Source organism: Streptomyces sp. NPDC048197, from assembly GCF_043202395.1.
Lineage (GTDB): Bacteria > Actinomycetota > Actinomycetes > Streptomycetales > Streptomycetaceae > Streptomyces > Streptomyces siderophoricus.
Genome location: NZ_JBIDAJ010000044.1, coordinates 33,085 through 57,172, shown reverse-complemented (window position 1 = coordinate 57,172; position 24,088 = coordinate 33,085). Strand labels below are relative to the sequence as shown.

The window sequence follows — 24,088 nt, the reverse complement described above, 5'->3', positions numbered from 1 at the left end:
GGTCGGACGAACTCCCACTCAGCATCGGATAGTTCATGGCGACGTATCACCCGACCATGGTCCACCACCCGAGATCATTTGAAGACACCCCCTAGTGGTCTGCCAGTTCGGCGTGATGTTCTTTCCCGACCGGGTCGCGGCCTTCAGGGAGGTCCGGCGGGTGCTGGCATCAGGCAGCCGGTTCTTGTTCAACACCTGGGGCCCGCTCGGGACGCACGCCATCGAAGTCGCGCTGCAGGCAGGGCTGGAGCGAGCCTTTCCGGTCGACCCACCGCGGTTCTTCCCGACGGTTGCACATGGCTACGCTGACCCCGCTGTCGTGGTCGCTGATCTGGTGGCCGCCGGGTTCACCGTCGAGAAGGAGCAGGAACTGACGCTTCAGGGCCGGGCCGCGTCGACCGCCGACCTTGCCACCGGGTACCTCACCGGGACACCGGTGCGCGCAGCCCTTGAGGAGCGCGGCGACGAACCAGCGGTCCGGGCAACCGTCATCGAGGAGATGACAGCCCGTCTGGGCCCGGGGCCGGTGACTGCCCCGATGACGGCGTACGTCTTCCGCGCCGCGACCTGAACGCAAGGCGCGCCCGCGTCGAGGATGGGTGTGAGTCGACGTCGACGGCGAGTCGCACGGGGGCCTAGGGTCTGTGGCGAAAGTGGATCTTGATCGTTGGTGATCGCGGCTTGTGGGACCGTGTTGGCCTGACGATTCGTCAGCAGGCCGTGCTGGCTTCATTGTTGGCGCAGGGAATCAAGCGGGCCGTCCGCCGGTGTGGACGCGGCGGCAGCTGATAGACGGCCTCCGGTGGCGGACCCGCACTGGTGCCCCCTGGCGTGACGTGCGGGAGCAGTACGGCTCGTGGGGCGGGGTTCTATGGCCTGTTCAGGCGCTGGCAGCGCGATGGTACGTGGCCACTACCGCGAGCGGCACACCGTCGAGTCCGGGGCCAATCGTCTCAAGTGCCATCGAGCCATGGCGCCGAGATACGACAAGCTCGCCGTTCGCCATGAGGCGGCCGTGCTGGTCACAGTCTTCAACGAGTGGCTGTGACCAGCACTTTCCCGACCCTCAGTCCAGCAACTGCGTGAGGCGCTCGAGGTCGTCGTGGACGGACTTCTGCTCCTGCGGGGTGAGGTGGACTGCGGTGGCCGCGGCAATCGTGGACCTCGCGGTTTCTTCGTCGCCGACACGGGTGGCGATGTCTGCACGCAGTGCGAGGAGACGAAGCAGTTGCACAGGCGTTGGCCGCTCTTCCTGTTGGCGCAGTGCCCGGTCGATGATCTTCGCGGCGGCCGCCAGGTCCTGCTTGGAGTCGGCTAGGAGGGAGGCGTGATGCAGGGCCCGGGCGAAAGTCTCCTCGGGGGCGGGGCGGTGGTGTTGGTTGTCGCTCGTCTGCTGCCCTATGCGGATGCAGTTGCCGCCCGGGTCGGTCATGAGGAACTGCCGCACGCCGTGTGACGTGTTCTTCAGCGGCCCGATTCGCGGCAGCCCGCGGTTCGGTACTCGCCCGTACACCGCCTTCAGCTTGGTCCGAAAGGTCTCGTGCAGCCCGTCGACGTCATCGGTCTGGACGATGCACGTACTGAACGACTCGGCCGGCTCGTAGTGCTTCATCCCGAAGAAGTGCAGCTGTATGCCGCCGCGCTGGATGACTGCGTACGGATTGGGGCTCTTATGCTGGAAGGTCACCTCGAACCCAAGGGTCGTATAGAAGTCGAGAACAGGCTGGATGGTCCGACAGGGCAGCATCGGAATCGTCTTCTCGCTCATGCCGGGCACTCTAGTCAAAGTTGAATAGTGGAGGGTGGGGTACGGCGGAGATCCGCTTGCAGATCCTCGGGGTCGTACGCCTGCACCGGCTGCCTTTGGGTGCCAGGACAGGGCGTTGGGTGTACTCACCTCCCCGGGCTGCTCGGCTCCGGGCAGGCGGGGACCAGGGTTGGAGGCTCGGCATGGGCGAGGACGCGGTGACCACCCTCGCGCTGAGGGGCGTGGACAACACTGGCAAGACCAAGCGGCTCGGGGGCCTCGCGCGGCGGCTCGGCTCCGCCGCCGGGGCGAGCGGGCCGCTGGACGCAGACGAAGTCCTGACCGCCCCGCCTCCTACCTCCAGCAACTCTCGACCCCAGCCGCCGGGGTCGCGGGACTGCGCGTGATGGACCGGGGCATCCCGATGCGCTGCTTACATGTTGAGAGTTGATGCGCCGCACGAATGGACAAGTCGCATTGCTTTGCTCTCCATCCCGGTTCTTCCCCCCTCGACGAGGGTTTCGGGGCACCGGTGGTGGGGCGCAAGGTCTGCCGGTGTTCCACAACGCTCATCCCGACTCATGGGACGCATTCACTATGGCCGACCGCTCCTCGTGGGCCGGCGGGTGTCTAATGATCTGCGTGCTGCCCGTGTGAGGTCTCGGGCTGCCGTATCCACGCGGCCAGTAGCCGAAGCGCCTCTTCGGAGCTGGAGCCTTCCTCGGCGGTGTAGACACTCAGCCGCTGGTCCGGGTCTGCGGGCAGGGTGAGGGACTCGTAATTGAGGGTGAGCGGGCCGACGATCGGGTGGTGGAAATGTTTGCTGCCATGCGTGTGCCGATACACGTTCTGGTCGGCCCACCAGCGGCGGAAGTCCTCATCTCTGATCGAGAGTTCGCCGACGAGTTCGGCCAGCAGCGGATCGTGGGGACGGCGTCCGGCGTCGCGCCGGAGCGAGGCGACAATGTCCTGGGCGTGGGTCTCCCAATGGGTATACAGCGAGCGGGCGGTCTCGTCGCAGAACATGAACCGCACCAGGTTCCGCTCGCGGTGCGGCAGCGCGTTGAAGTCGGTGAGCAGCGCACGTGCCATCTGGTTGGACGCGAGTACGTCCAGTCGCCGCCCCAGCACAAGGGCGGGGGTGTGCTCGAGGATCCGGAGCAGGTCGCGCAGCCCCGGGCGGACCGGCTGCGGACGCGTCGCCGTGCGGCGGGGCCTGCCTGCGGCGGGCTTGGCGAGCTGGAACAGATGGGCACGTTCGACGGGATCGAGGCGTAGCGCGCGGGAGATGGCATCCAGCACGGTCTCGGAGACGTTCAGTCGGCGTCCGCGTTCCAGGCGTACGTAGTAGTCGACGCTCACGCCCGCCAGTTGCGCGACCTCTTCGCGGCGCAGTCCTGGCACTCGCCGGGAGCCGCCGTCGTCGGACAGGCCCGCCTGGCGCGGGGTGATTCGTGCCCGCCGAGAGCGGAGGAACTCACCGAGAGCTGTGTTGCGGTCCATGCCGTTCACGATAGGGCCCAAGCTCGCCCCGACGGCTCGGGAAAGGGGGACTGGCAGACCCCCGGTCCGGCTGTCCCCGGGTCGAAGCGGAACCCCCGGAAGGCGATCAGCAGCCGATTTCGGTGCTGAAGTTGAACGTGTCGAGACCGACCGGGGCCCAACCTCCCCGGTCGGCCTCTGTTCGCATCCACGAAGGGAACTCCTGTGTCGGACACCAAGACATTCCTGATCACCGGCGTCAGCACCGGCCTGGGCCGCGCACTCGCGCGGGCGGCGCTGGCCGCGGGCCACCGGGTGGTGGGCACGGTGCGCACCCCCGCCGACGCGCGGGCCTTTGAGGCGCTCGCCGGCGACGCGCACGCCTGCATCCTGGACGTGACCGACCATGACGCGGTGGACAGGGTCGTGGACGAGACCGAGCGCGACCTGGGCCCGGTCGACGTACTCGTCGCCAACGCCGGGTACGGCCATGACGGCCTCTTCGAGGAGTCGTCGATGGATGACCTTCGCCGTCAGTTCGAGGTGAACGTCTACGGAACCGTGGCGGTGATCAAGGCCGTGCTGCCGCACATGCGGGAGCGCCGTGCGGGCCACATCATCGCCGTCACCTCGATGGGCGGACTGATCACCATGCCGGGCCTCAGCTTCTACCACGGCAGCAAGTTCGCGGTGGAGGGCATCCTCGAAACGCTCGGCAAGGAGGTCGCCGATTTCGGCATCCATGTCACCGCTGTCGAACCGGGCAGTTTCCGGACCGACTGGGCCGGCCGGTCGATGATCCGCGCACCCCGTGCGATCGCCGACTACGACGAGCTGTTCGAGCCGCTGCGCGCCCGGCGCATCCGCGGCAGCGGGCACCAGCCGGGCGACCCGGACAAGGCCGCGGCCGCGGTGCTGCGCATCGTGGCGGCCGACCAGCCGCCGACGCGCCTGCTGCTCGGCACCGACGCGCTTCGGCTCGTCCAGGCCGGACGCGACGCCTTCGAGCGCGACATGCAGGCATGGGCCGAGCTGTCGGCCTCCACCGACTTCGACGACGTCAGCCGGTCCGCCTGACGTCACTCGCCTTCGAGCCCCCAGTGCGGGGCCTCGACGGCAGTCGTCATCACCAAGCCGGACCGCTCTTGGCCCACCACAGCCGGACCTGCTCGTAGCCGTTCAGATCGTCGTGACGCCCGCCAGTGCCACCACGACCAGTGTGAGCAAGCCGCAGGCAGGAAGGTGGTGTCCTGCGCGTCGGCGTGGTTCCCAACGGCCAGGCCGGCGGCTTCCCGTGGCGCAGCAGCCGCACCATGCCCCTGGTGATGAGGAACGGGGATGAGAGTTCCCAGTGGAGGGACGCAGCGGGGCGGCGGCCGACCGCCGCGGCGTGCCTGGTCGGCCTCGTCCGGGATGACCCGATGGGGACGGATACGCGGCCGCCCCGACCCGAGGCGGGGCGGGGCGCGCGGACCCTTTCCAGTACGCGAGGACACCACCCTCAAACAAAAACAAAGGGTCCGCCAGCTCACCGCCGATATCAGCACGCTCGACGAGTGGCTCAAGGCCGCCCGCTCCAACCTGCGCTTCCAGGACGCCGCATGATCGACCTCGAAGCACAGATCGCTGATCCTGGATCCACCACGTGACCCTGCCAGGCTGGGGACCCGCGGTTGTCAGTGCTGCGGGTCATACTCGTGCTGCGGCGCCGTCCGGGTACCGCATCACGAGGGAGCGACATGACTGAGGTGCTGGTTTTCCACCACGGGTACGGACTGACGGCTGGCGTCCGCGAGTTCGCCGAGCAGCTGCGACGGGCCGGACACACCGTCCATGCTCCCGACCTGTTCGAGGGGCAGGTATTCGACACTCTCGAGGAGGGCATCGACTACGTCGAGAGGATCGGGTTCGGCACGGTCATCGCGCGCGGAACCGCCGTCGCCGAGGCGCTACCCGCGGAGCTCGTCTACCTCGGGTTCTCACTCGGGGTCCTGCCGGCGCAGAAGCTGGCCCAGACCCGCCCGGGCGCGAAGGGCGCGTTGTTGCTCGAGGCATGCGTCCCGGTCTCGGAGTTCGGCGCTGCCTGGCCCACGGATGTCCCGGTCCAGGTCCACGGCATGGACGCAGACCCGTTCTTTTCCGGCGAGGGCGATGTGGACGCGGCCCGCGCGCTCGTCGATACGGCGGCGGATGCTGAGCTGTTCCTCTACTCCGGCGACAGGCATCTGTTCACCGACAGCAGCCTGCCGTCGCACGACAAGCACGCCGCAACGCAGGCCACCCACCGGGTGCTCGGCTTCCTCGACCACATCAAATAGCCAACCGAAGCGGGATCAATGACCTGAGCATGTCCCCTGCCCGTCCCACGGCACCACCATGACGAGCGATACGGCAACGGCCTCAACTCGCCGTCGCGGACGTGTAGTCTACGAATCGTCCCAGTTCAGAGCCGGTACGCGAGCTCCTGCGGTCGGTAAAGTGCACTGGCATCTATGCACTCATGGCGAGGTGTGCGTTCCGGCGATGGCGCCCCAGCCGGTGATCTCGGCCTGGCCGGGCGCACGTCGGTGCGGGATCAGACAGCCGGTACCCCCGTAGGCGCCGTCGGCCAGGACGAACGCGTCGCCGCCCGCCTGGTCGATCCGGGACCCGGTATACGCCTGGCAGTCGTTGCGGCTGTGCGGTAGCGGCCGGCCAAGGACCCGCGGCACGGCGTCTCTCCTTGTCCCCTCGAAGTGCATCTGTCAGACAGCGAGCCGCTGACCTGGAGGACAGCGACGTTGATGGAGAACGCCGGCCCGTGCTGTCCTCAACTGACTTGGCTTTCACGGAACCGTGCTGACGGGCTGACAGCTGGCTCAACCGTCTTGTTCTTCAGGGAAGCTGCCCATGGTCTCCCTCAGACGACACCGTGCCGCATCCAGACGCTCCGCGTAGTCAGCAGCGAAGATCCCGGGAAGTGCCGTGTCCAATGTCCCCGCGAGTTTGTGGATCGGAGCCCACACGGCTGGGTCGTCGACCAGACGACTGAGATCGGTCATCTGAACTCGCTGCAGCCAGTCCGAGAGGACGAGGGCTTCGTCGGAGTGAGCTTGATGGTGATCTGAGTGTCGTCCACGAGTCGAACTTAGCCCGGCGCTTGACGGAAGTCTCGTTCGAGGTAGGGGCAGAAGGGGACGCCGGGCGGGCGGCGGCTCAGACGACCAGGACCCGGCGCCCCCGTGTGTGGCCGGCGCGGCTGTCGGCGTGCGCCGCCGCTGCCTCGGTGAGTGGGTACGACTTCTCGACCGGGATGTGGAGCCTGCCCCGGGCGATGAGGTCGACGGCCTCGGCGAGCGCGTCCGGCACGCTCCCGGCCACACCGGAGAACCGGACGCCCAGCTGCGGCGCACCGAGGTCGGCGATGGAGACGACCTTGCGCGAGTCCCCGGTCAGCTCGACGAGTTCGCGGATCACGCCCGAGCCGGCCAGGTCGAGGGCCGCGTCGACCCGGCCCAGGTGCCGCACCCGTTCGACCCAGCCCTCGCCGTAGGTCGTGGCGAGGGCGCCCAGGCCGCGCAGGTAGTCCTGGTTCGCGGCCCCGGCCGTGCCGATCACCGTGATGCCGCGCTCGCGGGCGATCTGCAGCACCGCCGACCCCACGCCGCCGGACGCGCCGCTGACCAGCAGCGTCTGCCCGGGCCGCACGCCGACCTCGCGGATGATGCGCAGTGCGGTCTCCACCACCGACGGGTACCCGGCCGCTTCCTCGAAGGCCAGCCCCTCGGGCATCCGGGCCCAGGCCGACAGCACGGCGAATTCGGCGTATGTGTCGGTGCCTTCGCCGAACACGCGGTCGCCGACCTCGACCCCTTCGACGCCCTCGCCGACCTCATCCACCACCCCGGCGGCGTCCAGCCCGACCCCAGCGGGCAGCTCGACCGGATGGGCTCCCAGGACTTGCCCCTCCCGAATCCTCCAGTCGACGGGGTTGACGCCCGCCGCCCGTACGGCGATGCGTATCCGACCGGGGCCCGCGTGGGGCTCCTCGGCTTCCACCAGTTGCAGGACCTCGGGACCGCCGAACTCGGCGAAACTGATTTTCCTCATGCGGTCGAAGATAACCCTAGCCGTTAGTCTTTAACAACGGTTAGGGATTCATACCTGGTAGTGTCAGGGCATGACCGAGCCGCCCGGACGCCGCGAACGCAAGAAGGCCGCGACCCGTCAGAAGATCGCTGACACCGCGCTGCGGCTCTTCCTGGAGCGCGGGTACGACACCGTGGGTATCCGTGACGTGGCGGCCGAGGCCGACGTGGCCGTCACCACCGTCTTCGCCCACTTCGCCTCGAAAGAGGCCCTGGTGTTCGAGCGTGACCAGGACTTCGAGCAGCGCCTCACGCGGGCGGTCACCGACCGGCCCCCGCACGAGCCGCTCATCCCGGCGCTGCACCGCGAGGTCCAGGCCCTGGTACGGCACTGCACGGCGGAGGGCAGCGCCCCCGTCCGGCGCATGATCGAGGGATCACCCGCCCTGCGGGAGTACGAGGAGTCGATGAGCCTGCGTCACGCGCACGCGCTGGCAGCGGCCCTGGCCGCCGATCCCCACCTGTCCCGGAGCGCGACGGCCTGCCGGGCGACCGCGCGGTTCGTCATCGACGCCTACGCGCTGGCCTGCCGGGCGGACGATCCCGGGGCCACGGTGGACGAGGTCTTCCGGATGATCAAGGCGGCCTGGGAAGCCACCGAGTCCTGAGCCGGGGCGCCGGCCCGCTGCGCCCGGGGCTGGGGCTCGACACATGCGGGTTGCCTGGGCGGCCCGTAACGGACCTGTCCGCGCGGTCATGTGACTGCCGCCTGGCCCAGGCACTGTCCGATGGGTCGTGTGACCTGCTCGCGCCGGCGTCGTTCCGGCCGGTGTGGGGCGGGGTGGTCTGTCGGATCAGGCGTGGACTCGGCTGGAGCCGCACTTGCCGAAGAACGTAGGGCGAGGAAGAACGTAGGACGAGGCGGGCGTTGGAAAAGTCATCGCAGGGTGATCAACGGCATTCTCTTCCGGTAGCGGACCGGTGTCCCGTGGCGTGATCCGCCGGCTCGGTCCGCTCATTTTTCGTTGCCGCTTGTGCCTGGCGATGCTGGAGTGAGCGGATGGATCAGGACACAGTGCTGGCGGTCTTCGATCGCGAGATGCGACAGGGCGTCCGGGCCGATGGGCCCGGAGCCCGGGTAGAGCGGGTGGGCGGCGTCGTACGCCATGTCGGCGCAGACGCCGACGGCTGGAACGGAATCGTCTGGTCGGACCTGGACGAAGCCACTGCGGACGCCGCGGTCGCGGAACAGGTGGAGTACTTCACCTCACTCGGGCGCGGGTTCGAGTGGAAGCTGTACGGGTACGACCGGCCGGCCGACCTACCCGGACGGCTGCGGGCAGCGGGTTTTGAACCCGAGCCCGAGGAGACGCTGATGGTCGCCGACATCAAAGACCTGCCCACGAGCGTCGAACTACCCGAGGGTGTTCGCCTGCTCCCGGTGACCGATGCCGCCGGGGTCGAGCTCGCGGTGGCCGCGCAGGAGCGGGCGTTCGGCGAAGCGCGGCCGTACCACCGGCAGCTGTTGCTCGGCCAGTTGGCCGCTGGCTTGCCTCTCGCGGTCGTCGCCATGGCCGGTGACGTGCCGGTGAGCGCCGCACGGATGGAGCTGCACCCGGGTACGTCCTTCGCGAGCCTGTGGGGCGGGGGCACAGTGCCGGAGTGGCGCGGCCGGGGCGTCTACCGGGCCCTGGTCGCCTTCCGCACCCGCATCGCAGCCGAACACGGCTACCGCTACCTCCAGGTCGACGCTTCCGACCAGAGCCGTCCGATCCTCCGACGCCTCGGGTTCGTACCGCTGGCCACCACCACCCCGTACGTTCGCTGACCCCACCCAGAACGCGGCATCGACCGACCGGGCTCAGCGCCACGAGGACGACTTCACCGCCCTCCTCTCCCAGGCCGACGCCGAAGGCGTTCTGGACCGGGTCGTGGCGGTCGACTCCACCATCGTCCGTGCCCACCAGCTCGCCGGCCGGGGCCCGTCAAAAGGGGCCCCGGCCGGCGAGCCGGACGACCATGCGTCGGTAGTCCTGGCCGACAAGGCGTACTCGTCTCGGGCGATCCGCCGCCAACTACGGCAGCGCGGGATCAGCGCGGTCATTCCGTAGCCCGTTGACCAGGCTGCCCACCGCAAACGCCTCGGCTGCCGCGGCGGCAGGCCACCGGCCTTCGACCACGACGCCTACAAGCAACGCAACACGGTCGAGCGGCGTGGAGTGCTGCTGCAGGTAGGCGCGGCCTACCAATGTCGGCATGTTGGCCTTCAACGGCGTCTCACCCATCGCGGCTGAGGTGCTCAGGTAGTGCACAGGCCCCGGCGAGGCTGAACCAGTGGCACAGCAGGAAGCTCAGCAGGGGCCTTCCGGAAGAGGTGCCCAACGACGCTCCGGAAGAGCTGAACGGGCTCCCACAGCGGCGTCCCGTCCGTCTCCGCCGGGTGCTGGTCTTCAGGTACTCGCTCCGCTTTCGCGCGGTCAGCGACTGGAGCGTGTCACTGCCGCCGCGCCGCTGAGTACGTCGGTCTGGCGCACCGCGTTCCGGTACTCCCCGGTGCGGCTGGCGAGGATGAGATGACTGTGTTCGTCCAGGCTCTTGTTGAGCGTCCGCAGGGCCGCGGCCCGCCGCTCGGCAGGCATTTCGTCGAGCCTTTCGAGGAGCAGCAGGAGTTCGCGGGTCCCCATCTCCTCGGTCAGTCGGTGACGACAGTTCGGGGTGCTCGGTGGCGAGCCGCTGCGCGTCCACGATCCCTGACCGGTCGACCCGCCTCACGCCGGTGGTCGGAGCGGAGCCGGTGCTCTGCAACCGGGTGAGGCGGGTCCGAGGTGCCTGGATCGTTCGCGGGTGGTGTTGGTCAGAGCTTGCGGCACAGCAGGGCGTCGGGTGTCCCGCCCTTGGCCCACGCGTTGGTGAAGGCGATTCCAGCCGCGAACTCGTCGGTTCGGCACTGGCCCTTGTAGGTGCCGTACGCGAACTCGCCGCCCTGGTCCCCGGCCGGGCGGTCGTCGCTTCGGTCGAACCAGACGGTCCGGCCGTTCGTGCTGAGTGCACTGCTCGCCTTGGCGCACAGTACGCCCGAGACCGCTTGGCCGCGTACGCTGTAGCCGATCATGAACTGGTCGAGCCCGCATTGGTACTTGGTGTAGCCACGCGCCCAGTCTCCCTGCTGGACATGGCGTTCGTCGTGCACGACGCTCAGCACCGGGTCGGGCCCGGCGAGCCCGGCGGCTCCGGCGTCGGTACACAGGCCACGCCCGTCACGGTGTGCCAGGCCGATGAGGCGCTGTCCGTCGGGGCAGACCCCCTTGCGTGCTCCCGGGTCCCAGTCACCTTGCTTGCGTACCCGCGTCGACTGGACCGCGTCGGCGTGGTCGAGGTTCAGCATGTCCCAGGTGTCGGAGTCGGCGATCTGCCCCGTCTTCTGGGGCGCGGCCACCAGACGCTTCCAGTCGGCCGTGCGCCAGTCACCGCCGTCCAGGATGCCGGAACGCCGTCCGGCGGTGTCAAAGTTGATCAGCGGCCAGGTTCCGTGGCCGGTCCATCCGATCAGGGGCCAGAAGGCGAAGTCGGTGTCCTGGTTGATCAGGTAGTCGACGAAGTTACCGAACCAGGCTCGGGCCTGCGGGTTCGTCTCATCCCTGCCGATACCGAACTCGCTGATCCATAGAGGCGCGGTGTAGTGGCGTCCGGCCCCGGTGACGAAGAACGCCTGGCGCTGCAGGGTCGCGAAGAGATCGTCGCGGGAGAGTTCCTGGTAGCGCGGGTCGTGGGTTTCGCCCATTCCGGTCGCGCCGGTGTGGTTCGGGCCAGTGTAGCCGTAGAAATGCGCCGAGTACACCAGCTTGTTCGAGGTGACGAGGGTGTGCGACACGGTGCGTACCGGTTCGAGCGTCGGCCGCCAGTGGAAGAGTCCGTCGGCCGGGATTCCTTGCCAGTTGATTCCCTCGACGACCACCAGCAGATCGGGATTGGCCTCGGTGAGCAGACGGTCGCCGAGGTGCTGGGAGGCGGCCCACCAGTCGTGGCTGTCGCCCCAGTTCCAGTTGGCGTCGTCGGTGACGGTCCGGCGGACCTCGTTGTAGAGGTCGGCTCCGACGACGCGCTTGTTGTCCTTGTAGCGGCGGGCGAGCGAGAGCCAGTCGTCCTCCCATTGAGCGGTGGACTGGCTGGTGTTCCAGCGTTCATTGCCGTCCAGACCGCAGCAGAAACGCGACGTGTTGGTGTGGTTGTTGAGCACCACCGCGAAGCCTTCCGCGGTGGTGGCGGTGACCACTGCGTCGAGGACCTGGAGCGGGGTCTTGCCGCGCAGTTGAGGGTTGGCTGCGACCGAGGAGTCCGGGACGGGCCGCTTGTCGTGCAGCATCTCGTTCGAGAACGGCAGCCGGATGCTGTTGATGCCCAGTTCGTGGAATCCGGCGAGGATCTTCGGTATCGGAGCGCGGTCCAGTCCGAGCGGCATCTGGTCGGACTTCTCGCCGTCGTGGTGGTTCGCCGGGTCGGCGATGTCTCCGGATCCGTTCCAGGAGCCCTGGGCGCCATGCCAGTTGGCCGACTTGAGCTTGAAACGATTGCCGTCGGCGTCGACGATGTAGCGGCCCCGGGTACTGAGCGGCGGACGCCACGAATCAATGAGGGCTTTCGGCTCGCCGACCGCCGGGGGTGCGGGGTGCGGGGCCGTCGACGCGGCTGCTCCGGGCGCGCCGAGTGCTCCGAGTAACAGCGCCCCGACGATCATCGCCGGCAGCAGAGGTCTTCTCATAGGGTCCCTCCGAGTTCGTGGGCCGGAGCGTGGGCACGGAGTCGCCGAACGCCGCGGCCGATGGGCAGCTACGCCTCATGCTCTCGCAGTGTTCGGATGGGGTTCGTGGTCGCGGGCGAGTCGGCGGTGCATCGTGATCCATCCAGGGCTCGTTCCACCACCCCTCGCGTGGGCAGGACGGAGAAGCCTTTGACCTGGGAATTGGCTCCGTACCCGACGGCACGGATCGACTCGTGGAGACGTAAAGGCCGTACTGGGCCCGTAAGTTCCCGGACGCCGGCCGAGGCTTCGAGATGCGGACGTGCCTGGTCGGAGCCACAGTGGAGGTGACACCAAGTGACTGAAGCTTGAACGGGCAACCAGGACCGCACCGATTCGGAGGTCTCCGATCCGGTCGGCCCCCACTCCGGCTGAACTCCGAGCCGGACGGACTCCCGCTTCCCCTTCGGCCGCTCAGGGGGGACACTCCCGCGCTGGAGACTTACATGGCAAGGCTTCGCACAGCGCTCACGCTTCCCAACAGCAAGAGCTATCTCTTCTTCGATGACGACACGTACCACCGCTACGACGCGGTCACCGGTGTCCGTGAGCAGACCAATCTCGGCGTGCCGGACAACTGGTCCGGCCTCGCCCACAGCCCGGACGCCTTCTTCTGGTGGGGCGCCGGGAAGGCCTACGCTTTCACCGGCGCCACGTATGTCCGCTATGACGAGCGGGCCGACCACGTCGACCCCGATTACCTGCCGCCCAACCCACCGTTCCTCCTTGCGGGGAACTGGACGGGTCTGCCCGCCGGGTGGGAGAGCGGCATCGACACGGCCATCAATCTGGGCAACGGCAAGATCTACCTCTTCAAGGAAGACTCTTACGTCCGCTACGACATCACGGCCGACCGGGTCGACCCCGACTACCCGTTGCTCATCGACGGCCACTGGCCGGGGCTCTTCCCGCTTAATCTGGCGGCGGCCCTGTACCCGGGCGGGCAGTTCGCCTACTTCTTCCGGGGCGACCGTTACCAGCGTTACGACCTCGACGCCGACGCGGTCGACTTCGAGGACGCCCTCGCCAACCTGAGCTTCTCTCCGGCGCCCCCGGGCGGTGTCGCACCGGCTCGCCTGCTCACTCCGGATCAGGCGAACAAGCAGACCCTCGACCTCATCGCGCGCGGCAAACTCACGCTCAAGGGCGGCTCGACCACCCCGGCCGTCGACCAGCGCCTGGCCGTCCAGCCACCGGTCATCGACGGCATCGGCTACGTCAACGCCCTCAATCCGGGCGCGGGGTTCTTCGACAACGTCGATCAGCGCATGCTGATCGCGCTGTACCGGCTGACCAGGTGGATCAATGCATCGCACCCGAACGTGAGCGAACTGCGGCACCTCGGAATCGGGCACGGCAACGGCCCCGCCAACGACTGTCACAACCAGGGTCGTGCCCTCGATCTGTCCGGCATCTCAGGATCGCTTGACGATTCGCCGTTCAACAAGTCAATCAAAACGGACTGGGGTGACCTACCGGCGACCCCGGGGAGCAACGTGCGGATCTCACCGTCCGGCGACGCGTTGACATTTCAACTGTTCTCGACCGCCTTCCGTTTCGGCACCTACGAATGTGAAGGAAACGGGATCGGAGCCGGCAACAAGTGGCCCATGCCGGATCTGGGCGGGAGCGGGTTCGTCATCTACCCGGACTACGGGGGCGACCCGACGCTGCGGCAGGCCCATCAGGACCACATCCATATGCAGGTCGGAAAGACCCGGGCATGATCCCCCATGACTGAGGTGAGTGGTGTGGGGAGGGGGCTCCAGGGTCCGTCTTCCAACGGACGATGATCTTTGAAGACGGGCCCTTGGTTGCCCCCTGAGCGCTGCACCCGGCCAGCTGAGCGCGTGGAGCGGTTGGCCGGAGTGGAGCGTCACCGATTTGGTGCCATGCGCGGGCTCGCCCGTGCGGTGGCCGACGGCTCGGCGTACGGGACGCGTGGTGCGGCGCGTCCCGTACGATGCAGCAGTGCCTGATGGCTCGTCAGAAGTCATACGGCTTCTTGGTGTTCCAGTTCAGAACGTCGGCCTCGTTCCAGCTGAACTGCGGCTTGTCGCCCTTGAGGGCGACGGAGTAGAAGGAGCCGTTGTGTCCGTCCGCGCCGCGCAGGGCGAGGGCGAAGGACTGCGCCGTGTGGTGCTTCGAGCCGTAGTCGAAGAGGTTCACCGCGCTGTAGGCCGTGCCGCCGGGCCGGAGCGTGATGTGCTGGGTGCCGCCGGTGTTGTCCTTCGTCGAGTGCGGCAATGCGGTGCCATCGACGTCGCCGAGCTTCACGGCCGGGTACGAGGTGACCCAGCACGGCTTTGTGCCCTTGTTCGAGGCGGTGACCAGCAGGTGGTCGCCCTGCTGGCCGGCGAACCGGTGCACCGCCGTGAGCAGCATCTCATCGCCGCGGCACTGCTGAGCGCCGGCCGTTGCGCCCTTGCTCGCACCCTTGTTCGTTCCGCCTGCGGCGGTCGTCGAGCGTGCGCCCTCCTTGCCGTCACTGCCGCTGTTGGCCTGCTCCGCACCGCCCTTACCGTCCCCGTTGGACGCGGACCGGCTCTGCCCGGTACCGGCGGCGCTCTGGCTGCCTGCCGCCTTCGAGCCGCCGTCGGCGCCGCCGCAGGCGGTCAGACCCAGCGCCAGCGCGGCGGTGACGGCGGCCAGGGTGGCGGTACGGATGCGAGAAGTACGCATGATCGGGTTCCCCCTGTGCTTCGTGCGGGAGTCTTCTTGGCCGTTCCCGCGGTGTGACCACCACCTTTCCCGGCGCCACCAACGTTCCACCAACGCCTCACTCACGTCCCGCAAACAAGCCGCGCGCGAGCTGGTGAGGCCGAGTGGCGGGAGGCCGAGGTGCTCTGCCTGATCGGAGGGTGTCTACCGGGTGCGAGGCGATCGGAGCCGGGGCCTGAGCGTCGCGCGGGTCTGACTGATCGTTCCGGGAGGAGTTCCTGACGGCGAGGCTTCGGTCGGTGGGGGAGTGGGCGGATGACTTGGGGTGGCCGGCCGCACTTCGAGGGGGATCGCGAGGTCGGTTCCCGAGGCGGTCTGGTAGACGTGGATGGTGTACCTGCCTGCAGCGGTGTCCTTCGGGATGGCGGCGGTGAACTCGATGGAACCGTCGTCTGCTGCGGTAGTCGCGTTGGCGAACAGCGTGGAGCGGTATTGCACGGTGCGGTGCGGTGCGAAGCCGGTGCCGGTCACCGTGACCGTCCCACCGGGCGTGGCCGGGTCGGGGCTGGCGTGCGCGCTGACAGGGCCGCTCTGCTTCTCTTTCTCGTACCGGAGCTCGGCATGGGCCTGGCGGCCGGACGCGGTGCCCACAGCGGTGACGCGATAGGTGCCACCGGGTTCCGCGAGCCCCCACCCCTCTCCCACGCGGCCGACCGCGACTCCTGAGCTGTTCGCCCGCTCGTGGGCGTAGCTGCCGCTGTGCCCCCAGGGACCCAGGTAGATATCGACGGTTTCCCCCGGCTGGAAGCCGGAAGCCGTGGCTGTGGTGGGCTGGCCGGCTTTGAGGGTGGAGGGGTTGAGGGTCAGCCGGGGTGTGGTGTGAGGCGTGGTGACGTCGGCCGGGAGGACCCGCAACGCCGCCGATGCCTTCCGGCCGGAACGTGTCCCCTGCGCCCGGAGGGTGTAGGAACCCGGCTTGCCCGGCTGGTGGAACCGGGCCGCGACTTCCCCGGACCGTCCCGCGGTGAACGTTCCGATGCTGCCACTCGTCGGGCCGGTCCAGGTGAGCACAACCGGCTCGCCCGGCTCCATCCCGCCTGCCTTCGCCATGCCGGTGCCGCCCGCCTTCAACGTCGAAGGGGACAAACGGAGCCACGCGGCGGGACTGGACGGCGACGTCGCCGTCGGGGAGGGGACGTCGACGTGCTGGACCTCTGGGGACTCGGGCAGGGCAAGCTTGTTGAGGGTTGCGGTGAGCTCCGCCGGTGTGGAGACGTACCGGACCTTGGGGGCCTTCGTGGCCTCGGCCAGTTGGGCGAGCGGCTGCCGCTCCTTCCGTGGGACCTTGTAGCCGACAAACCGGAAGTCCAGCTGCACCGCGCTGTCCTTGGCCCGCCGGCCGACTGCCTCCTTGAGCGCGGATTGATCCGCCGTGCAGGCGTCGATGCCGTGCGAGGTCACCACGATGATCCGGTTCCGCTTCTTCCCGCGGAACGGGTAGTAGCCGGAGAAGTCGTCGATCCCGGCGAGGAGTCCGCTCTCCAGGGTGGGCTTCCCGGACGCCGACAGTGCGTGCACGGACGTGTTGATCTTCTGTGCATGCCCCGTGCCCGGCTCTACGACCGTCGCGGTGTTCCCCTGGTCGCCGCAGCTGCCGCCGAAGCGGCGCAAGGACAGGGAGTCTTCGTCGGCGGAGTTCTGCGCGGCCGAGCCGACGGCGTCCGCGGTATCGGGAAGGTCCGTGTCGTTCTTGGTCAGTGAGGTGTCGACGAGGAAGGCGGTCCGGTAGTCCGGGACGGTCCGGAGGACCAGGAAGACGGCGACGCCGGTCAGCAGCGTGACAACGGCACCCCCGATCAGCAGCACGCGAGGCCACCGCCTGCGCCCCGGGAGGAAGCTGCCCCTCATGAGGGCTCGGCCAGCTTTCCGCGAAGGGCGGCGAGGAGCTTGTTCATGCCGTTCACCTCGTCGTTGTAGTGTGCGGCGGCCCGCTGGAACACTTTCCTCCGCGGTTCCAGCGGCGTGCCGGCCCGCGCGGTTTGGAGCAGCTGGGAGGCGGCGTCAACGACCTGCTTCTGTTTCTCCCGCAGCCGGACCGCCCTGTCGCGCACGTTCCGGGCATCCGCGCTCTTGGTCCGGCCGGTCAGGTCGTCGAACTCCGGGCCGGTGCCGTTGACCGCTTGCCGAGCCTGCCGCAGAGTGCTGTCGGCGGCGTCCAGACGACCGTCCTCGGTCGCCCGGACGGCCGTGTTGACCTGCGTGACTGTGGCGTTGAGCGTGCTGACGATCCGCTGGGCTCCCTTGAGGACCGGTTCCACGTTGGAGAACCCGTCGAGGGTCCTGGCGAGGTCGGGCGCGTTCTTCACGTACACCGGCGGCGGCGCTTCGGCGGCCGTGGCCATCCGGTCCAGCGTGCGGTGCTGCCCCTCCGGTACCTGATAACCGATCACCCGGAATTGCAGGGACAGTCCGGCCGCACCGACCCGCTCGCGAATCTCCTTCTCGACGAAGGAGACGTCGTCCTCGCAGGCGTCGACACCGTGCCGGGTCACCACAATGATCCGGTTGACCTGGCGGGCCTTGCGATCGAACGGCTGGGAGAAGTCCTCGACGGCCTGGACGATTCCGCGCACCAGCGTCGGCTTGCCGTCCGCCCGGACCCGGCCCGCTGCCTCGGTGATCTTCTGCTGATTGCCGACGTCGAAGCCGACCACCTGCGATGTGTTGTCGGAGGCACCGCACTGGCCGCCGAAGGTGCGCAGGGCGAGCGCGTCATGATCGCCCGAGTTCCCGACCGTCTTACGCAGTGACGTGGAGATCGCCGCGATGCCCTTGGGGTCGGGGCCGTTCGCCGTGTCGATCAGGAACTGGGTGCGGTAATTCGGCGCGAGCTTCGGTGAAAGCCAGTCGAAGTAGAGCCAGCCTGCACCGACACCCAGGACGGAGACGAGCAGCACGACCAACGGCATGCGCACGACGGGAGGCAGCTCGACTCTGGTGTCCCCGGTGGTGATGTTGCCGGAGTTGTTGCCGCCGATGAAGACGGACCGCTTGCCGGACCGCCGCCGCTTGCGGAACAGCGGTCTCATCGTGGCGTTTCGTTCCGGGAGTCGCCCGTCGACAGCGGACCGTCGTTGTCGCCGCCGATGGCGATGGCCCGCTCTCCAGAGGCGGTGGGAGCGGCCCCGGGCGTTCCCTGCGACGATGGGGTCGAGTGGCCGGGCGGCCTGAGGTCGGACGGCCTGGGGCCGGATGGAAGATGCACGTCACCGGTGGTGACGGCACCGGTGTTGCTGCCGTGGATGGCCACCGCGCGTGCCCCGGACGCCCGTACGGTCGGCTGCCCGCCAGGACCCGGGGTGGCGCCTGCGCTGCCGGCGTAGCCGTAGCCCCACATGGCCGCCAGTGCGGCCAGCGCCGCTCCCGCCCCGCACGCCACCGTCCACCGCACAGCCGGGTCCTGCATCACCGGCAGCAGCAGCGCCCCGCAGAGCCCCGTGCCCGCCGCGAAAACAACTGCGGTCACAGTGACCGCCACCAGCCACCTACCGAACCGATCCACCGCCCCCCCCGATCCCCCAAATCCGACCGGCGCGCATGTCCCTGTCCACGATGGCATCGATGGGCGCCACCTGTAGGGGTTTTGACTCTTCATCAGAAAATTGCCGAACCGTCGGCCCGCCGGACGGTGGCTAGGCGGCGGTGCCGGAGAAGGAAGGCGTGCGTTGTCGGGCCCGGCAGCACGCGCACCTCCCTGCCCGGTCTGGCCGCCGTCTCCGCTGCCCAAGCGTGCTCCCCGGCGGCGAGCGGTGGATCTTGCGGCCGGTTGCCTGGGCGGCACCACGCAGGCTCTTGCCATCCACCGACACTCCGCGCAGGCCAGTGGCGCCGGCCGCCTTCCGGCGGCGGTCAGCCAGCCGGCGGCCGACTGCTCGTTCCAGTGCGTCGCCGCCGAGGCGGGTCAGCAGTCGGCGCACCGTCGCTTCCGCGGGCACCAGCCGCCCAGGCAGCAGCGGATCACGACGGGTACCGAGGCGTTCGAGCACGCAGGTCGGGGCGTCGGCGATCCACTCACCGACCGCCGGCGGTGAGGTGGCTCCGGTCACTCCGATCAGTTCGGCACACGCGCTCAGCGCGAGCACGGCGGTCAGGTTGTGGCGCACTCCGCGCGGGTCACGCGGTCGGGCACTTCAGCCAGCCGCTCCAGCAGCCCGGGATCTCCTCGGGGCGGGGTTCGGGCTGCTCGCGGAGTTGGTCAAGAGCAGCCGGGACCGGGCATGCTGCGTCGGCGGGCACGAGCTTCCGCTCGGATCACGGGGCGTCGAGAACTCCATGATCTTCGAAGCCCGTGCGCGGGCCGGCCCCAGCTGCGGTGACGCGCAGCGCGCAGCAGCGCGAGCTGCCTGGCTCCCTCGACGAACAGCGCTGCGGGCAGTCGGACAACGCCTGGATCCACACCTAACCGAGTGCCGGAGGCTGCTCGGCCGGACGGCGTCCCCAGGCCGAGATCAGCGGTGCGAGTGTCAGGTCGAGTTCGCCCGCGTCGATGGCCGCCAGATGCGCGTCGATCTCGGCGTCGTCGGCCAGGCCGGCCGCGAGCAGCTCGCCGCGCACATGCCGGATGGTCGCCGCCTCCAGCCGGTCGCAGGCCGGCCCGCCGACCGGGAAAGAGCCCGCCGCGGCGACATCAACCAAGCCGGCCTCACGCAATGCCCGCGGCAGTGTCCGGCCGTAGCGCAGGTCCGCGCCGCGGCGCGCCAGCAGCTCCCGGACCGCGTCGCGCAGCCGGTTGGCCCGCCGCTGCGCAGGCCCGCTGTCGTCCAGGCAAGCCAGGGGCTGCAGAGCGGTATCGGCGTCCTCGATCAGCAGCCAGCCACCGGGCCGTAGCGCTGCCGCCATCGTGGCCAACGCGCGCGCCCGGTCGGGGACATGGACCAGCACGAGCCGGGCGTGCACCAGATCGAATGTCCCTGGCTCCGGGGGCGGATCAGCGGCGATGTCGTGCCGGCGCACCTCGTACCCGTCGCCTGCCTCCAGCCACGACGGGTCGATGTCCGTGGCCAGCACGTGCCCGGTCGGACCGACGGCCGCCGCGAGCGCCTCCGGGATACCGGGGCCACCGGCCCCCACCTCCCAGCAGCGCGAGCCGGCCCGGACCCCCAGTCGATCGAAGTGCCCGCGCGTCACCCCGTCGAACAGCTCGGCCAGCCAAACGAATCGCTCGCCCGCCTCGGCGCGCGCGTTGTCCAGTAGGTACCCGCGGGCGGGAGCGGACTCTGCACCGAGCGCGGTAGTCCCGCCCAGCGGATCCGGTTGGCCGTCGACGTGCGGTGGACGAGGCGAAGAGGTCATGACTACATGATCGACCTTCCCAGGCCACCAGCGCCACGACGACGGGAGAGGGATGCCTCACACGGCCAGCGAACCCGCGTATGCGATCGGTGGCCATCGTGGTACGGACGGCACTCATCAGGTCGTGGTCAGGCACGCTCGGACAATTTCCGTGTTTGACGGAAGTGCCTCGGATCCCACGAACACGGATTCCTCGGCGAGCCGAATGGTGCGCAGGGACCTGACCTTCTTGAGACTGCTCACATCGATACTGACCAGAGCGCTTTCGAACGTGATGGTGTGCAGATTAGGGAAGTACGCCAGCCACTCCCAGGTGGCGTCCGAGTCGGCCTCCACCCACAAGTGGGTGAGGCGGGTCCGGTCGCAGGCAGATTGGAACTCCTCAGGTGTGATCGTGCCCGTTATCCGAATGCGAGAACGGCCACCGAACCGCCGGAGCGCATGCAGTTCCTGCGCATTCGAGACGCAGAAGTAGAGATCTTCCTCTCCGAGGTGAGCAATGACTTCCTCAGCGAATCGATCGCACTCGAAACGACTCCAGACCCTGGCCAGTTCCGAACGGACACGGAGGTCCGAGAGGTCGCGATACTGCGCCAGTACGGAGATCGCGGCGTCGGTGGCAAGACGGGTTGCGCAGAGTACCGTGAAGTAGACCTCGTCGTCGGAGAGCCCCTGCGGTCCGGGGAGCAGGTCCAGAACGACGGGGCCCACATCAGCCAGAGCCCGGGCCTGCTCCGCCGATCGCGGCGGAATCAGCGCCGCGGCCCGCTTCTCCACCTCCCTCCGCACATCCGGGTTCAGTTCTGTCGCATGTTCCAAACAGGCCGCTGCCAACAGGTGGAGACGCCTGCTGTCCTTCTCGGATGTGTCACCTCGTTCTATGAGACCGGTCAGCAGCCGGGTTCGCTCCATGGTCCGAGCGTGGGCAACGGACATCCGGATGACGTCTTCCCATTGATCGAGATGTGCGTGTGCGATGAGGAAGTCGAAGTCAAGACCTTCCACGGCAGCCTTGGCACCCAGGTAGTCCTGAAAAGTGCGGTGAATGAAATCCATCGAGCCCGCACTGGGTTCGCGCAGGAGACCACTTCGGATCAGCAGATGGTGATAGATCTCCTCGGCCGTCCCCTGATCGGCGATCTTCGGCATCGCGGGTAGTGCGTGTTCCAGCAGCTCGATGGCGTCGGCTCGGTCCATCTCGGAACGACCGTTGCGGATCATCCAGTAGGCCAGCTTCTGGATCAGCTGGATGTGATGTTCCTCGCCGATGCGTATGGTGCCCGGCTTGTAGATTCCTCGCTCCCGGTCACGCCGGGACAGCAGCATGGAGAGGGCGGCGTCGTAGACCTCCTTCCGGCCGTCCGGGAGATAGCCACGACGGTCCTGGTGAAGGGCGCAGATCAGCGCGCACATCAGAGGGTTGGTGGCGAGGCGGCCCAGGTCTTGCTTGGCTCGTACAGCTTGCAGGAGATCTGTGGCATAACGATCACCGATGCCCGCGGCCTTGTGCCACCGCCTGATGAACTCGGCGACGTTCTCCCGGCTCATCGGAGCAAGGTCGAGCTCTGCGAAGTCGTCACCGATCAACCAGTCCTGGCGTACGGCCGAAGGTCGAGAGGTCACCAGCCACCGGTTGTGCGGGTAGGCACTGACCAGCTCCTGTAGCCAACGGCGTGCCTCTTGGCGTTCGCTTTCCGGAATTTCGTCGATCCCGTCGATCAGGATCAACCCACGCTTTGACCTCAACACCCTGTCGAACCACCCTGTGGGCTGGAGGCTGGCGATGGGACAGTCGACCGCGGCCAGGAATCCATCGGGTGTGGGGAGTTTGGCGCCGCCTCGGGTCAGGGTGCGCAGCGGCAGTACAAAGGGCACGAGTCCGTAGAGATAAAGGAGGCGTTCGTCGAGAGCCTTCCGCGCCGTGGATACCGCCAGCCACTGAACGAGCGTCGTCTTCCCTGATCCTGCAACGCCGCGGAGCAACACTCGGTCACGACCGGCCAAGATGTGATCGGCGGGGAGGAGGGTGGGGAGGTCGTGCGTTCTGCCGCCCGCTGCGTCCAAGCTCAGATAGGCCGCGTCGAGCGGCCAATTCTCCGGCGCCTCGGACAGATCGAGTCCAAAAATGGTTAATTTGCCGTGCTTGGCGGCAATGTACTCGGCGTAGCGCTCCTCGAAAGGCCCGTCGGCCGGCGAGGGAGTGCGGGCGATCAGGGAGTCGATTTTCAGGGACAACTCTTCGATCCGACGGCTGTGTTCGATCAGCGTACGGGCCACAAAAGTGGATCTCTGGGTGAAGAAGTGCAGGATATGGAGGCACGCAGTGTCGAGCACGCTCGCATGGAGTGTCACTGCGTCGCTGGATAAACCCAGAGTGGCCGAGGGGCTCTGCGACCGTAAATACCGGGAGAGCGCGAGGTGTCCGAGCTGCACGGCTTGTACATCGTCCATGTCGATGTAGCCCAGCGACCTCAGCGAGTCCGCTACGGCATGTGCCACAGCGCGCTGTTCGTATGCCGGCAGACGTTCCTCGACGCCGGTGGACTGCGCTGCGCGGTTCACCAGTTCTTCGGCAATCTTGTGCAGATCTTCGTCCGACAGGACTCGTTTCTCGCCCTTGAACGAAACGAGCTTCGAGACGCGCAGCGGCTTGTCGACCAAACCAGCACCGGGGCCGTCTGCGACGAAGAGCCTCTTGATCAGCGGCGCTACAACGCTTGAGGCGAGACGAGCGCCAATGGCAGCGGCTTCCATTTACTCCCCGGTTGGTGTGAGGACGGCAGCCAACCGTCGGCCCGGCAGCAGCTTAGGAGATACAGCGATGGGTTGTCCGGGGAACAGCCAAGTGCGGTGATCAGCTTGCCGAACCTGAGGGGCGATGGCCTCGGTGAGCCAGGAGCGCGGGCTGGGGAAACGGCTTTGCGCCCCGTGTGATCGGCGTGGATGCTGGCTCGCCGGAGGTTCTGAAGATGATCAACGTGGTGTTGAGGCTGTCAGCCCGTGACTTGGTGCATGCGGACCTGGCGTCGTGCGGGTGGGCAGGGTCCGATCACCACCTGGCCCGCGTCGCCCAGCAGTTGGAACGTGCCGGGATCGGTGAGGTCGACTACCTCGCGGTCTGCCCTGCAACCAACATCCCGCTGGCGAAGGGCGGCGTCGACTACCGGGTCAAGGAGGGTGCCGGCACGTTGTGGCAGCTGGCGGTCCACCCCGCACTGCGATCGTGTGGGATCGGCACGTTCCTTGTCGAAGCCGCAGAACTGCGGATCAGGAACCGAGGCCTGCGGCAAGCAGAGCTGGCCGTGGAGGAAAACAACCCCCGTGCGCGTGCCCTGTACGAACGACTGGGATATGTCGCGTACGACCGGCGACCGGACTCATGGGACGAGCAAGCCCCTGATGGAACGGTGCGCCGCTACGAAACGATGTGCACGCTCATGCGGAAGGAACTCGCGTAGGCTCCGTCACCCGCCCGGGATCTGCCAGCGGACGCGTCGTCCCTGGTCATGTGGTCATCGGTTCCGGGTGCAGTCCTCCAAGGTCGTCGGCCAGGTGTCGGCGACGGGGGGAGTCTCCGCGTGCCTCATGGGTATCCACGGGGTGTCACAGGTGAATACCGTGTCGACGGAGGGATACGAGGCATTATTCCCACTGTGAAGCAGACGGGCGGGCAGATGCCTACCTGCACCGCCGCGACTGTGCTCAGGCGGCATCGACCGGCGGGACGGTGAGCGACGAGGAGGCGCTGTCGGCGCTGGCCGGGCCGGATGTCACGGTGTCGTGCCCGGTTTGCCGGCCGACGCCGTCCTGAAGGACCGACGCTAATGGTCAGAGCCGGCCCATCCAGTCAGCGAGGATCGAAGTAGGGCCACTCTACTTCCACCTCCCGGGCGAGCCGGCCGCCGCGACGCTGGGCGCCACCTGCCGATGGCGCCGGAGAACGAAACTGATCGGCCGTGCCGGAACGTCTTCGGGGCATGA

23 protein-coding genes and 3 pseudogenes are annotated in these 24,088 nt (G+C 68.1%); 13 read left to right on the top strand and 13 right to left on the bottom strand.

What is annotated here, in order from left to right:
- Nucleotides 1–94: 94 nt before the first annotated feature.
- Together ACGF4C_RS35090 and ACGF4C_RS35085 are read left to right on the top strand one after the other, a co-directional pair.
- Complete coding sequence (locus ACGF4C_RS35090; protein ID WP_393572030.1) at nt 95–571, top strand: class I SAM-dependent methyltransferase; 477 nt, start codon at nt 95–97, stop codon at nt 569–571.
- Between the two features lie 112 nt (nt 572–683).
- Nucleotides 684–815, top strand: a pseudogene (locus ACGF4C_RS35085) (hypothetical protein); the annotation flags it as partial.
- 251 nt (nt 816–1,066) lie between these two features.
- Here the strand turns inward: ACGF4C_RS35085 and ACGF4C_RS35080 are convergent.
- Nucleotides 1,067–1,768: a bleomycin resistance protein gene (locus tag ACGF4C_RS35080; RefSeq protein WP_393572028.1), complete on the bottom strand. Its 702-nt coding sequence runs from the start codon at nt 1,766–1,768 to the stop codon at nt 1,067–1,069.
- Nucleotides 1,769–1,950: 182 nt separating this feature from the next.
- Here ACGF4C_RS35080 and ACGF4C_RS35075 point away from each other — a divergent pair, with 182 nt between their 5' ends.
- On the top strand, nt 1,951–2,154 hold the full coding sequence (locus tag ACGF4C_RS35075) for a hypothetical protein (protein WP_393572026.1): 204 nt from the start codon (nt 1,951–1,953) through the stop codon (nt 2,152–2,154).
- 223 nt (nt 2,155–2,377) lie between these two features.
- Here ACGF4C_RS35075 and ACGF4C_RS35070 read toward each other — a convergent pair whose 3' ends face one another.
- The gene (locus ACGF4C_RS35070) at nt 2,378–3,250 is read right to left on the bottom strand and encodes a helix-turn-helix transcriptional regulator (protein ID WP_393572024.1); all 873 of its coding nucleotides are present in this window, start codon (nt 3,248–3,250) and stop codon (nt 2,378–2,380) included.
- 204 nt (nt 3,251–3,454) lie between these two features.
- On the opposite strand from ACGF4C_RS35070, the gene ACGF4C_RS35065 reads away from it, so the two are divergent.
- From ACGF4C_RS35065 to ACGF4C_RS35055, 3 genes are all read left to right on the top strand, one after another.
- Nucleotides 3,455–4,306, top strand: a complete 852-nt coding sequence (locus ACGF4C_RS35065) for an oxidoreductase (protein ID WP_393572022.1) — start codon at nt 3,455–3,457, stop codon at nt 4,304–4,306.
- A gap of 336 nt (nt 4,307–4,642) precedes the next feature.
- A complete protein-coding gene (locus tag ACGF4C_RS35060) occupies nt 4,643–4,834 on the top strand; it encodes a hypothetical protein (protein ID WP_393572020.1) in 192 nt (63 codons plus the stop codon).
- 134 nt (nt 4,835–4,968) lie between these two features.
- On the top strand, nt 4,969–5,547 hold the full coding sequence (locus tag ACGF4C_RS35055) for a dienelactone hydrolase family protein (protein ID WP_393572018.1): 579 nt from the start codon (nt 4,969–4,971) through the stop codon (nt 5,545–5,547).
- A gap of 180 nt (nt 5,548–5,727) precedes the next feature.
- Here ACGF4C_RS35055 and ACGF4C_RS35050 read toward each other — a convergent pair whose 3' ends face one another.
- Both ACGF4C_RS35050 and ACGF4C_RS35045 read right to left on the bottom strand, forming a co-directional pair.
- Nucleotides 5,728–5,940, bottom strand: a complete 213-nt coding sequence (locus tag ACGF4C_RS35050) for a hypothetical protein (RefSeq protein ID WP_393572016.1) — start codon at nt 5,938–5,940, stop codon at nt 5,728–5,730.
- Nucleotides 5,941–6,424: 484 nt separating this feature from the next.
- Nucleotides 6,425–7,318 carry an NADP-dependent oxidoreductase gene (locus ACGF4C_RS35045; RefSeq protein ID WP_393572014.1) on the bottom strand — a complete coding sequence of 298 codons (894 nt, stop codon included), beginning with the start codon at nt 7,316–7,318 and terminating at the stop codon, nt 6,425–6,427.
- 70 nt (nt 7,319–7,388) lie between these two features.
- On the opposite strand from ACGF4C_RS35045, the gene ACGF4C_RS35040 reads away from it, so the two are divergent.
- The 4 genes and pseudogenes from ACGF4C_RS35040 to ACGF4C_RS35025 all read left to right on the top strand — a co-directional run.
- Nucleotides 7,389–7,964 carry a TetR/AcrR family transcriptional regulator gene (locus ACGF4C_RS35040; RefSeq protein WP_393572012.1) on the top strand — a complete coding sequence of 192 codons (576 nt, stop codon included), beginning with the start codon at nt 7,389–7,391 and terminating at the stop codon, nt 7,962–7,964.
- Nucleotides 7,965–8,127: 163 nt separating this feature from the next.
- Nucleotides 8,128–8,267, top strand: a pseudogene (locus ACGF4C_RS35035) (transposase); the annotation flags it as partial.
- Nucleotides 8,268–8,356: 89 nt separating this feature from the next.
- A complete protein-coding gene (locus tag ACGF4C_RS35030) occupies nt 8,357–9,124 on the top strand; it encodes a GNAT family N-acetyltransferase (RefSeq protein WP_393572010.1) in 768 nt (255 codons plus the stop codon).
- Between the two features lie 169 nt (nt 9,125–9,293).
- Nucleotides 9,294–9,509 (top strand): annotated as a pseudogene (locus tag ACGF4C_RS35025) (transposase); the annotation flags it as partial.
- A gap of 264 nt (nt 9,510–9,773) precedes the next feature.
- Here the strand turns inward: ACGF4C_RS35025 and ACGF4C_RS35020 are convergent.
- Both ACGF4C_RS35020 and ACGF4C_RS35015 read right to left on the bottom strand, forming a co-directional pair.
- Entirely contained in the window at nt 9,774–9,980 is a 207-nt protein-coding gene (locus ACGF4C_RS35020) for a hypothetical protein (RefSeq protein WP_393572008.1), read from the bottom strand.
- 170 nt (nt 9,981–10,150) lie between these two features.
- Nucleotides 10,151–12,055, bottom strand: a complete 1,905-nt coding sequence (locus tag ACGF4C_RS35015; protein ID WP_393572006.1) for a glycoside hydrolase family 5 protein — start codon at nt 12,053–12,055, stop codon at nt 10,151–10,153.
- Between the two features lie 485 nt (nt 12,056–12,540).
- On the opposite strand from ACGF4C_RS35015, the gene ACGF4C_RS35010 reads away from it, so the two are divergent.
- Nucleotides 12,541–13,821 (top strand): hemopexin repeat-containing protein, encoded by a 1,281-nt coding sequence (locus ACGF4C_RS35010; RefSeq protein WP_393572004.1) that lies wholly within the window; start codon nt 12,541–12,543, stop codon nt 13,819–13,821.
- 259 nt (nt 13,822–14,080) lie between these two features.
- Here ACGF4C_RS35010 and ACGF4C_RS35005 read toward each other — a convergent pair whose 3' ends face one another.
- From ACGF4C_RS35005 to ACGF4C_RS34975, 7 genes are all read right to left on the bottom strand, one after another.
- Nucleotides 14,081–14,776, bottom strand: coding sequence for a DUF4232 domain-containing protein (locus ACGF4C_RS35005; RefSeq protein ID WP_393572002.1), 696 nt, complete (start codon nt 14,774–14,776; stop codon nt 14,081–14,083).
- 183 nt (nt 14,777–14,959) lie between these two features.
- Nucleotides 14,960–16,621 (bottom strand): hypothetical protein, encoded by a 1,662-nt coding sequence (locus ACGF4C_RS35000; RefSeq protein WP_393572000.1) that lies wholly within the window; start codon nt 16,619–16,621, stop codon nt 14,960–14,962.
- A gap of 38 nt (nt 16,622–16,659) precedes the next feature.
- Nucleotides 16,660–17,844 carry a hypothetical protein gene (locus ACGF4C_RS34995; protein ID WP_393571998.1) on the bottom strand — a complete coding sequence of 395 codons (1,185 nt, stop codon included), beginning with the start codon at nt 17,842–17,844 and terminating at the stop codon, nt 16,660–16,662.
- Nucleotides 17,841–18,281, bottom strand: coding sequence for a hypothetical protein (locus ACGF4C_RS34990; protein ID WP_393571996.1), 441 nt, complete (start codon nt 18,279–18,281; stop codon nt 17,841–17,843). Before ACGF4C_RS34990 ends, ACGF4C_RS34995 begins: the two co-directional genes overlap by 4 nt.
- A 166-nt stretch (nt 18,282–18,447) precedes the next feature.
- Nucleotides 18,448–18,918 carry a hypothetical protein gene (locus tag ACGF4C_RS34985; protein ID WP_393571994.1) on the bottom strand — a complete coding sequence of 157 codons (471 nt, stop codon included), beginning with the start codon at nt 18,916–18,918 and terminating at the stop codon, nt 18,448–18,450.
- Nucleotides 18,919–19,213: 295 nt separating this feature from the next.
- The gene (locus tag ACGF4C_RS34980) at nt 19,214–20,107 is read right to left on the bottom strand and encodes a methyltransferase domain-containing protein (RefSeq protein ID WP_393571992.1); all 894 of its coding nucleotides are present in this window, start codon (nt 20,105–20,107) and stop codon (nt 19,214–19,216) included.
- 117 nt (nt 20,108–20,224) lie between these two features.
- Entirely contained in the window at nt 20,225–22,861 is a 2,637-nt protein-coding gene (locus ACGF4C_RS34975; protein ID WP_393571990.1) for an NACHT domain-containing protein, read from the bottom strand.
- Nucleotides 22,862–23,076: 215 nt separating this feature from the next.
- Between ACGF4C_RS34975 and ACGF4C_RS34970 the strand changes: the two genes are divergently transcribed.
- Complete coding sequence (locus ACGF4C_RS34970; protein ID WP_393571988.1) at nt 23,077–23,565, top strand: GNAT family N-acetyltransferase; 489 nt, start codon at nt 23,077–23,079, stop codon at nt 23,563–23,565.
- A gap of 155 nt (nt 23,566–23,720) precedes the next feature.
- Nucleotides 23,721–23,918, top strand: a complete 198-nt coding sequence (locus ACGF4C_RS34965) for a DUF6233 domain-containing protein (protein ID WP_393572034.1) — start codon at nt 23,721–23,723, stop codon at nt 23,916–23,918.
- Nucleotides 23,919–24,088: the final 170 nt, after the last annotated feature.